The organism is Lewinellaceae bacterium, from assembly GCA_020636105.1.
In the GTDB taxonomy this organism is placed as follows: Bacteria; Bacteroidota; Bacteroidia; order Chitinophagales; family Saprospiraceae; genus BCD1.
In genome coordinates this window covers 752,030-765,645 of the sequence record JACJYL010000001.1, presented here as the reverse complement: position 1 = coordinate 765,645, position 13,616 = coordinate 752,030, and the positions used below count along the sequence as shown (strand labels likewise).

Genomic DNA, 13,616 nt, shown 5'->3' with positions numbered 1-13,616 from the left:
GCGGACGTTCCTTCTGCTTAGCATAGTTTTTATTTAGACTTTTGGCAAATATACCGTATTTGCTTTATGATTGTTTGATTATTTGAAATAATCTTCCTGGATCTTTTCAAAGTGCGGTAGTTTTTTGTAATGCCATTTTTTTATGATGGTTCCATTTTTCATTAATAGAATCCCCGGATTCGAACGAATGATCGTTTTGAGCATGATGTCATCGCCCTGGTAGAACGGAAATTCACAACCTGATGCTTCCTGAAAAGCCTTAATGCCTTCCGGGCCCAGGTAGGCGGTGGCGACATTGACTTTATAACCGGCTTCTATAGCGGCTTTCATAACCGGGTTAACGGTTCCGGTCCAGTGTTTCAGATAATCCTCATCCCAGATGAAGACTGGTTCCACCACTTGCCGTTTTACAATGGTATCAATGCTTGTGACGATTTTGGGAGGTTCAAGGGTATCGCCAACAACCATTATGGTATCCTGAACGAAGGTGGTATCATTAACAGTTACGGTGCGGCTGCTTCTTGTACCGTAGAGTTTATAGGCAACGATCAGGAAGTTGTAATCTTCAATGGCAAGTAAATCATCCTGTGCTTCATTGGCGTTCATATCCTCCAATGCAAAATCACTGATTTTGGTGGCTTCAATTTCAGGGGTTGATTTTATTTGCACCAAATCCCACTCTTCTTTGGGATAGTTTTTAAATTCTTTCATGTATTGATCGAAAGGCAACTTGACGAATTCACCGGTATTCTTATTGGTCATTTCATAGTGGGTTACCTTCACATTACCTGCGGCTTCTTCTTCCTGTACTTTGCGTTCAGCAATATTTACACCTTCTTTGAATGGGCGAAAATCCACATCCGGTATATCCCATACATAATTACTGATACAATAAAATGTAAGGCCAACCAAAGTGGCAATGCTCACGATGGCACGCGTTCCTTTCGACCATAATTGGTGCATACTCTTGGTGGTAAATACAAATAATATGGCAGGAAACATGAGCCCCACATCCTTTAGGAAAGAAGTAAAGGGTTTCAATTTGATGAAGTCTCCGAAACATCCGCAGTCCGTAACTTTCATATTGGTTTCCACCCACGGACCCCATTGCATAAACTGGAAGAAATTGACCCCTTCCGGCACATATCCGGTGAGGTAGGTGAATCCGGTCAGGATAAGGAAAAATATCACGAGCAGTAAAAAAGTCCAGGCGGTGAATTTTTTCATGGCGCCGATGATCAACATTACTCCCAGCACAATTTCAAGCACGATCATAAATACGGAAATGCCTACTGAATGTTCACTAAACCACGGGAACATGGGGGCAATAAAACTAAAGCTGGTACCGCTAAAAGTAGCTTCGAATTCGCCGAAGTAATCCTGCATTTTGTAGGCAGTACCCAACGGGTCAACGGCCTTTACCAATCCGGAGAAAATGAATAAAACCCCGGTGAAATTCTGAAGGTAGCTGATCAGCCAGTTTTTGATCTCTCCTTTGAGAAAATAAATGGCCAGTGTTATAATAAATGCCACAATACCCACGCCAATTAACATGCTTGTCAGTGTCATATCCCTTTGTTTTTTGTTTCTGCTAATTTGATTAATGCGAAGATAGCATAAATAATGATGTCCATGTAGTTTGCATCCAGCCCTTCAGAAGCAATGGTCTTTCCTTTGTTATCTTCAATTTGTTTGATTCTTAAGATTTTTGCGAGGATGAGATCTGTAATGGAACTGATGCGCATCTCTCGCCAGGCTTCACCATAATCATGATTTTTACGGATCATTAACTCACGTGTTTCGTGGGCAAAATGATCGTAAAGGGGAATGATTTCTTCGGTTTCCATTTCCAGTGGAGCTTCAGGAGGAAGTGAAAGTTGAACCAGGGCGATGATTCCGTAATTGACCAATGCCCAGTATTCTCCTTCGATGCTGTCTTCCACCAGTTGAGTCGATTTTTCTTCAATACTTCTGATCCGTTGAGCCTTGATGTACATCTGATCCGTCAGGGAAGAGGGACGCAAAATTCGCCAGGAAGTACCATAATCCTCATGTTTTTTGAGAAAAAGTGCTCTGCAATGGCTGCTGATTTCGTCGTATTGCCCGAGGGTTTTTTTCACTATTCTGATATTTTACGCAAATATACAGATTGCCTGAATACATTAGGAAACTTAAGGGCTTTAAAAGTTTAAGAAGAGCTTAATCTTTGTTAATGATTTCCGAAATTGGAATGCAGAGAATGATTAAAGGGTCGCAGTGGTATTTAACTGGTGAAATTTTTGCCAAAAAGCAGAATCAGGCCATCGGTTTTCTAACCGGTAGTAATGTTGGCGCATTTCGAGGTATTGTCGGAATCTCTCGTCCATTGATTGCTCAAAATCTTCAAATCCTCCATTGGGACTGAGTAGATTTTTGGCGATAATTGGAGCCACCTCCCACGCATTGGACAGTGATTTGATGATGCCCTGGGAAGTGATCGGATCATAGGCTGAGGCCGCATCTCCGAGGGCTACCCAGTTTTTGCCTGCTATTCGGTCCAGTCGGTAAGACGGTGCGTGAAATCCTTTTGGTGATGAATCCTGCAAGCTCATCCCGGAAACAAGTTTGAAGGTATTGGGTGTGTTTTTAAGGTGTTCCATCCATTGATCGGCCCGGTTCAGTTTTTTTTGCCTGATAGTGTCCTGGTCGGAATATAAAGTCACCAGTAAATTTTTGTCAGGCAGGCGGGCAGTGTACCACCAGCCGTACTCCACAGCTTCCAGGTGGGTTAGTTTAAAAACAGGCGGGGTATCCGTTGCAGCGAATCGTGAAGCCAGGCAAAGGAGGGAAGCTGTTTCCATCTTTTTACTGCCTTGCTGGTGGGCAAACAGGGCAGTTGATCCTGTGGCATCCACCACTATTCGTGCCTTAAATTGATCCAGTTGATTTTGGCTGTCTGAATAGGAGAGTTCAAAGGTATCATCATTCAGCACCTTGGAGGTCAGAAATTTGGCGCCGGTCAAAACCGTTGCCCCCGCAGATTGGGCTTCTTTTGCCAGGAATAAATTGAACCTTCGTCGATCCAGGTGCCAACCATGGCCATAAGGACTTAATATGTAGTCGTTATAACCACGACGCTCATCTCCCCAATAGGATACACTCCCGAAACATGGGTCATGCTTTTCCTGGAGAAAGGCAGGGAGGATGCCCATTTGTTGAAACAAGTTGCGAGTTTCCGGAGGGATACTTTCACCGATCCTGAATTTTTCGTATTCCCCTGATTCCAATATGATAATATCCTTTACTCCCAGGCGACAAAGATTGATGGCACAGGCACTTCCTGCGGGACCGCCTCCCAATATGGCAACAGAATAAATGGACGGGGGGATAATTTCAGTCATTTTCGCTAAATCTGAGAAAGAAATAAGCACTGGCAGCCGCAATCAGGCATTTAAAATAACCTGTCTGTGGCTACCAGCGTTTTTATATAAATATCAAAGTTAAAGTCAGATCAATTTCAACTTTTCGGCGGATAATTCTTATCGGTGGCCGTATTGGGCCAGGGAACTACCAGGTTGCTTTCGTCTTTTTTGAAATTGCTTTTTACCTCCAGATAATAATCTTTATCAAAATTATCCGGGTAATTTTCAATGGCCGGCCCCTGGATAATCACCCCGATATTGTTCCAATTGTCTAAAATGTCCAAACGACTCTGGAACCTGCCTACCTCAGTGGCAGGAAAGGTGGAGGTGGCATCTACCGCAGTGCCTTTTCCCCTTAATGAATATCGTTGAACGGGTAATTTGCCGTTATTGGCCACCAGGTCGTCAAAGGTATATACAGCCACAGGGCGCTGAGCAGGCCAGGACCAGAATAAGCTGGTATTCACCGTGCCACTATAGGCATTTTGTGGGGTAAGATCTCCTCCCGGGTTGGGTGCAGGAATATGAGTGGCACAGGAATTGTAATCGGTGTGCCACGGGATGGCCATGAATTTTGAAATATCACCCGGTTCAACCGGGGTGTTGGTTCGTAAAGGAGTGTATCCAACCCCTAAAAAGGGATTGTCCTGGCTGGCCTGAGCATAATCAAGGTGTTTCGCATTGATCCGGAAAGGCCCTATGGCAGGGTTTTTCCAGTCCTGGTTAAAAAGGTTGGGATCCCTGGCAATAAAAGTCATATCTATGCCCGGGCTGAATCGTCCTCCCAGGCAATTAACCAGTGTTGCTTTATCCAGAAATTCTCCGGGGCCAAGTGGTTTGGCAGGAGCATTTTCACTCATACCATTGGCCCATTGACTCAGAAAAAAATACTGGGTTTTGGAAACTGTAAGAAATCCTTTGGCGGAGTCGCCCAGCGAAAGTGGCATCAAAGGAGAACCAGTTTCAGTCTGATCGTCCTTTCCAGTCAGGTTCGGATTTCTGATGTAGGACATGATATTAAAAGATGGTTTTTGTTCCCCCATATTGGACATATTCCTGTGAGCCTGTATGGCTTTTTGCGGCAGATTGGTATTCCACATCTGGAGATGGGCTGCAAGCAGGGTAGGAGCAACTTCATCTTCAAAATGAGGTTTAAAACTGGGCTGATATTTTCCATCGGAATAAATTTCGGGATCGAGATTCATGTTTTCCAGCCAGTTGGTAAATATATCGTCCCAGAGGGAAACCACATTTAATGTTTGGGGAGCATAGGAAGGATCCGTCGATACCACCCAGGCACTGCCGGGAATATCCCATTTGCTCCCATCGTCAAAAATCACTGTTGCCTTTACCGGCCCGTCAGAAGTGTCATCGAGCCAGTTGTTGTTGTCAACATCCATATTTAAGGGAGCGTTTGGATCGTGATCTCCCTGGCTATTGAATCCACAGGCTTTGCCAAAGCCCCCCAATACCAATAGTCTTCCGTTGTCTTCTGTCAGAATTTCGCCCAGTGACTCAATGGATTGAATGCCGGTGGTATTTCCTTTGGTTCCCGGGAAAGATTGGGGATAATTTTCAATATTTTTGATGGTGCCGCTGGTTGAATCCCAATAGGTAGCCATCACACCGTTTTTGAATTCGGCGGTGTTTTTATTGGAGGCTTTGATTGCCCTGGGACCAGGATCAATGACCAGTTTTTGCAACCTGGTCTTATTCGACGGATCGTTGGAACCTGCAAATTGAGGGTTTCTAATAGGAGGAAAAGCTCCGTTTTCGTATAGTTCAATGCCCTGATTTGCATCCTCATCGATACTCCAGCAGTTGGCTTTCTTATTGGCGAGGTGGACGGTCCATGCTATGTCCACAACTTTTTTTCCATTAACGACAGATCCAATGATCACCTCTGTTCCTGCCCCGGATGGGTAACTCGTGGGAGCATCATTATCGTACTGAAATATTTTGAAACGAGCGGCCTGACGTTTGAGTTGTCCAGAGGTGTCCCGGATATCATCGCTGGTAATGGTTTGTGTTTCCTGGCCTTTTTTTATGGGGAGCCCGCCGGTTAAACCATTTTCCCCTTTTCGGCCGGCCATTGTTTCGGGGGCAATATAATAATCCTCACTGTTGCCGACTCTGGCCATGCCAATAGCCGGGTGAATGCGCAAATTTATTTTATTTTCCATGATGTTTTTAGTTTTGAAGATAAAAAAATAGGGGTGGGGTTAAAACCTGGAAACCCGCTGTCCGAGGTAATTTTTTAGCAAAATATGGCTGGTACTCACATTTTTTCCCGGGAGGATCGGCAGCCCGTCCGGAGTGTTTGTAGTGGTCATGGTATTGTGGCAACTGAAACATTCGTTCTGCGAAACTATATTTTGCGTGAAAGTTTCAATCACCGAGTTGGACAATTGAACGGAACCGGTGATCAGGGTATTTTGATCGGTATTCGGGTTCCAGTCAGGTTTCAGACCATCCGCAACCTTAAACCAAACGGCTCCTATTTCAATGTAATTTCTCCAAATGGATTTTTCATCCAGTTTTGCATGCATCATTTCATTAATTTCATCGATATTATTTTGGTTGATGCTGTTGCCTCCTCCTCTTCGGAATTGAAGCGCCACCTGGGTAACAGGGGACAATTTTTGAGTGGCAGCGTCTAAAGTCAAAATGGGAGCATTATTCTGGTTCACATCGGCGAGTTTGGTATCCTTGTTGTAAAAGGTATGATTCAATTCCGAAACTCCGCCATCCCGCTGGGCGTTGGCCGCCAGGTAAGGTGCATTGTCGACGTGCTCGAAAGTTGCCCAAATAGCCTCCGGATGCCCTTCGACCACCACTGCAATGTGAAATCCTACGAGGGCTACTTTTACATTTTTCTGTGTTTTGGGATTATCTGGAATCGTAACCAGCCCATCTACCTCCTCCAGTAACTGGATCTCGGCTTCTGTGGTATAAAAATTGCTGACATCCTCTCCTTCACCGACGAGTTTCCAGGCCAGTTTCAAGGAAAGTGCCCCCACAGGAAAAGTCGTATCTGCGGGGAAATTCTGAAACGCAGCAGGATCATAGAGTTTGTTTTCTAATACAAAATCCCTGTAAGTGCCGTTTATGGACATAGTAGTATATACGGCGCGGCCATTTGTATCGACCACAATACCATTGGATTCGGCCTGATTTACTCCGCCTAAAATATGGTTTTTGTCCTCTTTAAATTCTGGCAGGATGGCTTTGTCCGTATACATGGTGTCAAATACCAAATGATCCATATCTACCTTGCTGGTTAGCCACAGGAAATATTCCCAGGAGATTTGGTGAAAATCAAAATTGGAGGAAGCTTTAAAGGCGGCTGGATCAGGCATCGGAAAAGTTTGCCCTAAATTCGGGGTTTCGATCAATTCCTCTCCTTCAACCTCATTTTCGGGAGGGACAGTGACGGCTTGTTTGCATGTCTGGAGTAAAAACAGACAAAAAAGAAAGGCAAGAATCAGACTGAATGGTTTGTTCCGTTGTGATGAATTTTGCATAAATAATAGCTTTTAGGTGATAGATGAAGCCTCATTAACTTCAACCCTGTTTGAACAAACAGTACAATTTTTCACCTCCGGTGTTGGGGGGTGAGAATGGTATGGTTTTAGGTTTTGGTGTTAACACGGCTAAGTTGTAATATTCAATACATCAAAGGTCAGGGAATTTCAATAGGCGGGAAAGGGTATAAATACCTGTTTTATTGATTGTACCGTAAAATGTTAAGCGATAAATGAAAAGAAAATCCCGAATTTTGACACTTTGCAAAATTCGGGATAATCCGGACCGAGTCCAGAATTGGGGAGGGGATTCCTAGAAGGCCAAAACGTTGGCTTTCTTATATTCGTTTACATAAGCAATGGCATTGAGTGCAGCAATCGTTCCATCTGCTGTGGCCGTGGTTATTTGCCTGTATTTTTTAGCACGGGCGTCTCCGGCAGCATAAACCCCTTTTACATTGGTTTCCAGATCGCTGTCGGTGAGTATTTCACCCCATTGATTTAGTTTTACCTTGTGTTTTAGAAAATCAGTTCGGGGCACATACCCGATAAAAATGAACACCCCGTCAATTTGTTTCTCCATTTCTATCTGAGTTTCCAGGTTTTTAATGGTCACTTTATTGAGTTTGCCGTCACCGTGAAACTGGCTGATCGTTGAGCTCATGATGAAATCAATTTTAGCATTGCCTTTAGCTTCGTCAATAGCATGTTCATAGGCCTGGAAATGATCGAATTGATGCACGATAGTCACCTTTGATGCATATTGAGTCAGGGAGACAGCCTCTTCGAGGGCGGAGTTGCCGCCACCGACCACGATAATCTCCTTATCCTGGAAAAAATCTCCGTCACAGGTGGCGCAATAGGAGATACCTTTTCCTGAAAATTCTTTTTCACCGGGGACACCAAGTTGCCTTGATTTCCCTCCAGACGCCAAAATAATGGATTGGGCCGTAAAGATGCCTTTCCCTGAAATCGAAACACTTTTCACTTCTCCCTCCAGCGAAAGATCCTCCACGGTGGCATTGGAAATGATCTTGCATCCAAAGGATTGTGCCTGTCGTGCCATGGTTCTGGAGAGCATATATCCGCTAATGTTTTCCACTCCCGGATAATTGGCTACCTCATGCGTCAGCACCATTTGTCCCCCGGATACCCCTTTATTGATAATCAGGGTTTTCATCTTTGCTCTGGACAGGTAAATTCCGGCGGTCAGTCCCGCAGGGCCAGCCCCGATAACGATAACATCATAATGATTTTCATCCATAATATGCGGATTATATGTTGATGAAATAAACTCAGGATACCGGAGGTCTGGACGGATCCAATCCCCCCGATACCCCATAGTTTATGCTTCTTTAGTTGCAAAAATTTTCGTTCAGAATATCCATAATTTGCTCGCGGGATTGTATGCTGCTGGTCGCTTTTACAAGTTGTCCGTTTTTGAAATAAACGGTAAACGGAAGTCCCATGAAGGTCGAACATTCCGGAAGATTACGAACAACGGCAGCGTGCGGGTTGTCGAAAAGCATGTCATAAAATTTAACATTGTCACATTCCCCGGAAATATCCTCCATTTCTGCATACACAGGCAGACACATAGGGCCCATCCTTCCACAGCAAATCATGACATTTTCATTTTTGTTGATGATTTCACTAAATTGATCAGCGGTTTCAATATGGTCCAGATTCGTTTGCAGTGTCATAATTTAAATATTTTAATTTAAAAAATAATAATTTCCAAAAATCACCTCTGTGATGAAATATAATAGTGCAAATCTAGGACCTGGATAGAATAGATTCTGTAACCTCTGTTACAGAACGGATGGAAAGAATTAGGTTTGGAAATATTGTCGAATAAAGAGTCGGGATGACAGGATTTGAACCTGCGGCCCCTTCGTCCCGAACGAAGTGCGCTACCGGGCTGCGCCACATCCCGAGGAATGAATGAAGTGGTGAGGTTTATTGAAATTAGTCGGGATGACAGGATTTGAACCTGCGACTTCTGGTCCCCCAGACCAGCACTCTACCGGGCTGAGCTACATCCCGAAAATATTATTTTCTTTCGAAACTACGATACATGGCAAGTAACATTTTGGAAGCACTTGTCATTCTGTCGTAGAAGTCTTCATATTTATCCGGCGCGAGGTTAAATACGCCGTCAATCACATGTAAAATCGCCACACATTCAAAAATGGCACACCTGGAGGAAACGATAAAATTTTTCTTGTCGGTGATTTCCATTCTACCTGTACTTTCTGTCAGGTGATAAAGCGATTTTAAAATGGCTTCTTTGAGTTGTTTTTTATAATAAACATCAATAGCGATATCTTCGGCCATAAATTTGAGTATGTCAACCGATAGTCGATTCAAATGCTGGTAAATATCTAATTTTTCAAAATCGAACATCCAATTGGGTTGTAACTTTTATCACCACTGAAGATAATGGGCAAAATTAAAACTTAATTGACTAATTCCAAATACCGATGTAGATTTTACAAAAGAAATTAGGAAGGACTTTAGACTAGTTTTGAAAGGTATGTGTTATAATTGCCTGTAAGATATAAGCTTAGCAGATACCAAATCAATTATGTTTATGAAAAAAATAATTATTACGGTTTTCCTTTTTGTATTTAATGTTTCCCTTTTTGCGCAGGATGAAGGGTATCTACTTTTAGCCGACCGGGTATTTGACGGAGAATCCATGCACACGGATTGGGCCGTTTGGGTAGAAGGAAATCCATTGGATAATATTAAAGTACTCGAGGACGTCTCCTTCGTGATGAAGGGTGGAAAAATCTAGAAACAAATTACCAAGGAATAAAGAGAAAGGATTTTCTCTTAAAAAGTGAGTGAGGATACGCAGACTCGAACTGCGGACCTCTTGCCTGTCAAGCAAGCGCTCTAAACCAACTGAGCTATACCCTCATAAATTTCCTCATGACAAAGAAACATTGGAATTACTCCCAGGGCGCAAAAATACTACTTTTTTTAAAAATTGGTTAGGCATTATTATTTTATTTTGAAAAAAAACAGACTCTTTTTGAATCAATTCCTTCAAACCTGCGTAAAAGAGTACTAAGTTTCTTCTTATCCCATTCATTCAACTAGTGACAATATCATTTTGTCGAAAAAAATTGAACTTTTTTCATGAACGGGCAACTTTTGCAGATATACGTAGTCTTTAAAATATCTACAATACAATAACCCTATCATTTGAAAACAAAACCTATAAGATTTCTCTGTAAGAAGAGAGTTTTTTCATACTAGTCCAAATTTTGTTGCCGTGCCAGGAGCACGGCTTTTTTTTTGCCCACAGATAATAACCTGGAAAAAATGCAACTTTTTAGCCATTAGGGAGTCTTTCCACCAAGTATGAACCGTTCATACTAATCCAAATTTTTTGACCATACTCCCGGGTATGGTCTTTTTTATGTAAAAGCATGCCTTTCTTTTTCCTGCTTCCTTTATCTTTGTTTCCTAAATAGAATACTATGCTTTTGAAAAATCATTCGCTTGCGCAATACAATACTTTTGGCATCGAAGTAAAAGCCGGGCAGTTCATGATTTTAGAAAGCGAAAGGCAACTTGAAGAATTGATTCAATCCAAAACTGATCACCTGCCTATTTTTATTCTTGGCGGCGGCAGCAACCTGCTGTTTACCAAAGATCTCCCTTACCTGGTGGTAAAAAATGCCCTTTCCGGCCGAAGCTTTCAAAGAATGACAGATGAAAAAGTCATGGTAACCGCCGGCGCCGGTGAACCATGGCATGATTTTGTGGTCTGGTGTCTGATGCAGGGTTTTGGCGGATTGGAAAACCTTTCTTTGATTCCGGGAACCGTAGGAGCGGCACCCATTCAAAATATCGGTGCCTATGGGGTGGAGTTGAAAGATGTTTTTTGGGAATTAGCAGCCATTGACCTGGAGACCGGGGAAAAGAAGATCTTTGATCGGGCCCAATGCCGGTTTGGTTATCGCGACAGTATTTTTAAAAATGAGCTGAAAGATAAATTTTGTATCACCGAAGTTTCTTTCTTATTGACCTCTTCCGGCCACAGGATAATGGATGATTATGGAGCCCTGCAGTCACTTTTGAAGGAACATAACATTTCCCAACCAACGATTTATGATATTCACAGGGCCGTGATCGAAATCAGACGATCAAAATTACCCGATCCGACCTTGCTTGGCAATGCAGGCAGTTTTTTTAAAAATCCTGAAGTCGAAAGGGCTCATTTTGAAAAAATAAAGGCACAATTTCCGGACATGCCTTCTTACCCCGGAAAAGACGGATGGGTGAAAATTCCCGCTGGCTGGCTTATAGAGCAATGTGGCTGGAAAGGAAGGCGGAGAGGCGATGCCGGGTGTTATGAAAAACAGGCCCTGATCCTCGTTAATTACGGGAAAGCAGGGGGTGAAGAAATAAAAAAGCTTTCGGACGAAATCGCTAACGATGTTTTTAAAAAATTTGGGGTGTCCCTTTCACGGGAGGTCAATATTCTTTAGCGTCAGATTTTGCAACTTTTTAAACAAATCAATTATGGGAAGTATCATCATTCGTAACGGGAAAATGATTAATCGGGGACAAATAGTAGAGGGAGATATTTTTATTGAAAAAGGAAAGATTGTTAAAGTTGGAACCGGGCTCGACAAATCCGCCGATATAGAGATTGATGCCTCTGGAAAGTACATTATGCCTGGAATTATTGATGACCAGGTGCATTTCAGAGAACCTGGATTGACGCACAAAGCCAATATTTATACAGAATCCAGGGCTGCCGTGGCAGGGGGAGTGACTTCCTTCATGGAAATGCCCAACACCAAACCCGCTGCCCTCACCCAGGAACTCCTGCAGGACAAATACGATATCGCCTCCAAAACTTCCCTGGCCAATTATTCTTTTTTTATGGGGGCTGCCAACGACAACCTGGAAGAGGTGCTTAAGACCAATCCGGTTAACGTATGCGGGATCAAGGCTTTTATGGGATCCAGTACAGGGAATATGCTGGTGGATGATCCGTTGACGCTGGAGGGACTATTTAGCCGTACGCCAATGTTGATTGCCACCCATTGTGAGGATGAAACCACCATCAGGAATAATACGGAAATTTTCAGGAAAAAATATGGGGAAGATATCCCGGTGAGCATGCACCCTGAGATTCGAAGCGTGGAGGCATGTTGGCTATCTTCTTCTCTTGCCGTGGATCTGGCCAAAAAACATGATGCACGCCTGCATATTTTACATATTTCCACAAGGGATGAACTGGATTTGTTTACCAACACCCTGCCTCTTGAAGAAAAAAAGATCACCGCAGAAGTTTGTGTTCACCATTTATATTTCAATAGCGATGATTATAAATCTCTGGGGTCGTTGATAAAGTGTAATCCTGCTATAAAAAGCAGGGAACATCAGGAAGCCTTATTTCCTGCATTGCTTGATAACAGACTCGATATTATAGCCACCGATCATGCCCCTCATACATGGGAAGAAAAACAAGGCAATTATTTTTCTGCTCCCAGTGGTCTGCCTTTGGTGCAACACTCCCTCAACATTATGTTGGGGTTTTACAAAAAGGGAATGATCAGCCTGGAGCGAATCGTTGAAAAAATGTGCCATGCGCCGGCAATCTGTTTTCAAATCGACAAAAGAGGTTATCTTGATGAGGGGAATTGGGCTGATGTCGTAATATTTGACCCTGCTCAAAAGCAGGTAATTGACAAATCAGACCTACATTACAAATGTGGCTGGTCGCCGATAGAAGGAATGGAGATTCAGGGTAGGGTAGAGCAGGTTATTGTGAGTGGTCACCTTGCCTATGATAATGGAGTCTTCAGGGAAGGGAAGTCAGGGGAACGGCTTTTATTTTTGCGATAGGCGTTTTCCTGGTCTTTTTTGTTAAATTCTTACGGTTCCAAAATTCGGTTCTCCTAAAATCGTTACTCCTTTAGTTTGTCATAAATTGGATACGTTTACTTCTGGCCAGATTAAAATTTTTCCATGAGTAGAAAGGAGACATTTTATTTTTACTTGCTTTTGGCGATAATATCTCTCGTTCCCGTTTCGGGATCGGGACAATTCCAGCTCGGCATTAAAGCGGGCATGAATATGGGAGATATCAAAGTAAGGTCTGAAACCCTTTTGGTAGATGAGCATTATGCACCACTCCGCCTCTGGCATTTTGGGATGAACGGCACCTTTGATCTTTCAAAAAATATTTCTTTACAGACAGACCTGCTATTCAACCAAAAAGGAGGACAAAGCCCCGTCGATTTAAGCATGCCGAATCCTCTTGAAGCCTATTGGCAATACAAAATGAGCTACCTGAGCCTGCCGCTGCTTGTTCAATATAATTTTGGTCCACTTGCCCTGGAAGCCGGCCCTGAAATAGGATATTTGATCAATATGAAAGTACTGAGAAATGATGTATTGGTGGAGAATGACCTTACTTTTCTGGGGGATCAGAAAATCGACTTTTCTATATGTGTGGGATTTAAATTTTCCGTTGAACAGTTTTTTACGGAAATTCGATGGGTAAGAAGTATGCTGTCTATCGGCGATATCACTTTTTCGGATATGAATGGTGCGCCGTTGGGGCATTATCACCATTATGCGAATACTCTCCAGGTGTCTTTCGGGTATTATTTTTTGGGTAATGAAAAAGCAGAAAAGATCACCGGCATAGAATGATCAC

General features: G+C 43.0%; 12 protein-coding genes and 3 tRNA genes. 4 read left to right on the top strand and 11 right to left on the bottom strand.

All coding sequences use genetic code 11. The features are described from left to right. Positions 1-78: 78 nt before the first annotated feature. The 10 genes from H6571_02770 to H6571_02725 all read right to left on the bottom strand — a co-directional run bounded on the left by H6571_02770 (position 79) and on the right by H6571_02725 (position 9,331). Positions 79-1,569: a hypothetical protein gene (locus H6571_02770; GenBank protein MCB9322639.1), complete on the bottom strand. Its 1,491-nt coding sequence runs from the start codon at positions 1,567-1,569 to the stop codon at positions 79-81. Next, positions 1,566-2,120 (bottom strand): DUF1599 domain-containing protein, encoded by a 555-nt coding sequence (locus H6571_02765; GenBank protein MCB9322638.1) that lies wholly within the window; start codon positions 2,118-2,120, stop codon positions 1,566-1,568. The genes H6571_02770 and H6571_02765 overlap by 4 nt, the downstream gene beginning before the upstream one ends. A 123-nt stretch (positions 2,121-2,243) precedes the next feature. Beyond that, the gene (locus H6571_02760; GenBank protein MCB9322637.1) at positions 2,244-3,380 is read right to left on the bottom strand and encodes an NAD(P)/FAD-dependent oxidoreductase; all 1,137 of its coding nucleotides are present in this window, start codon (positions 3,378-3,380) and stop codon (positions 2,244-2,246) included. Between the two features lie 116 nt (positions 3,381-3,496). Then, the gene (locus H6571_02755) at positions 3,497-5,584 is read right to left on the bottom strand and encodes a hypothetical protein (GenBank protein MCB9322636.1); all 2,088 of its coding nucleotides are present in this window, start codon (positions 5,582-5,584) and stop codon (positions 3,497-3,499) included. A 39-nt stretch (positions 5,585-5,623) separates the two neighbouring features. Then, positions 5,624-6,925 (bottom strand): hypothetical protein, encoded by a 1,302-nt coding sequence (locus tag H6571_02750; GenBank protein MCB9322635.1) that lies wholly within the window; start codon positions 6,923-6,925, stop codon positions 5,624-5,626. Between the two features lie 313 nt (positions 6,926-7,238). Beyond that, positions 7,239-8,267, bottom strand: coding sequence for a thioredoxin-disulfide reductase (trxB, locus tag H6571_02745; protein ID MCB9322634.1), 1,029 nt, complete (start codon positions 8,265-8,267; stop codon positions 7,239-7,241). A gap of 13 nt (positions 8,268-8,280) precedes the next feature. Further along, a complete protein-coding gene (locus tag H6571_02740) occupies positions 8,281-8,628 on the bottom strand; it encodes a thioredoxin family protein (GenBank protein ID MCB9322633.1) in 348 nt (115 codons plus the stop codon). 159 nt (positions 8,629-8,787) lie between these two features. Beyond that, positions 8,788-8,861 (bottom strand) — tRNA-Pro (locus H6571_02735). 36 nt (positions 8,862-8,897) lie between these two features. Further along, a tRNA-Pro gene (locus H6571_02730) sits at positions 8,898-8,971 on the bottom strand. Between the two features lie 6 nt (positions 8,972-8,977). Continuing rightward, entirely contained in the window at positions 8,978-9,331 is a 354-nt protein-coding gene (locus H6571_02725) for a four helix bundle protein (protein ID MCB9322632.1), read from the bottom strand. A gap of 187 nt (positions 9,332-9,518) precedes the next feature. On the opposite strand from H6571_02725, the gene H6571_02720 reads away from it, so the two are divergent. Then, complete coding sequence (locus tag H6571_02720) at positions 9,519-9,725, top strand: hypothetical protein (protein MCB9322631.1); 207 nt, start codon at positions 9,519-9,521, stop codon at positions 9,723-9,725. A 50-nt stretch (positions 9,726-9,775) separates the two neighbouring features. Here H6571_02720 and H6571_02715 read toward each other — a convergent pair. Further along, a tRNA-Val gene (locus tag H6571_02715) sits at positions 9,776-9,850 on the bottom strand. A gap of 566 nt (positions 9,851-10,416) precedes the next feature. Here H6571_02715 and murB point away from each other — a divergent pair. From murB to H6571_02700, 3 genes are all read left to right on the top strand, one after another. Continuing rightward, positions 10,417-11,430, top strand: coding sequence for a UDP-N-acetylmuramate dehydrogenase (murB, locus tag H6571_02710; GenBank protein MCB9322630.1), 1,014 nt, complete (start codon positions 10,417-10,419; stop codon positions 11,428-11,430). A gap of 34 nt (positions 11,431-11,464) precedes the next feature. After that, entirely contained in the window at positions 11,465-12,799 is a 1,335-nt protein-coding gene (locus tag H6571_02705) for a dihydroorotase (protein MCB9322629.1), read from the top strand. Between the two features lie 123 nt (positions 12,800-12,922). Continuing rightward, positions 12,923-13,612 (top strand): PorT family protein, encoded by a 690-nt coding sequence (locus tag H6571_02700; protein MCB9322628.1) that lies wholly within the window; start codon positions 12,923-12,925, stop codon positions 13,610-13,612. Positions 13,613-13,616 lie beyond the last annotated feature (4 nt).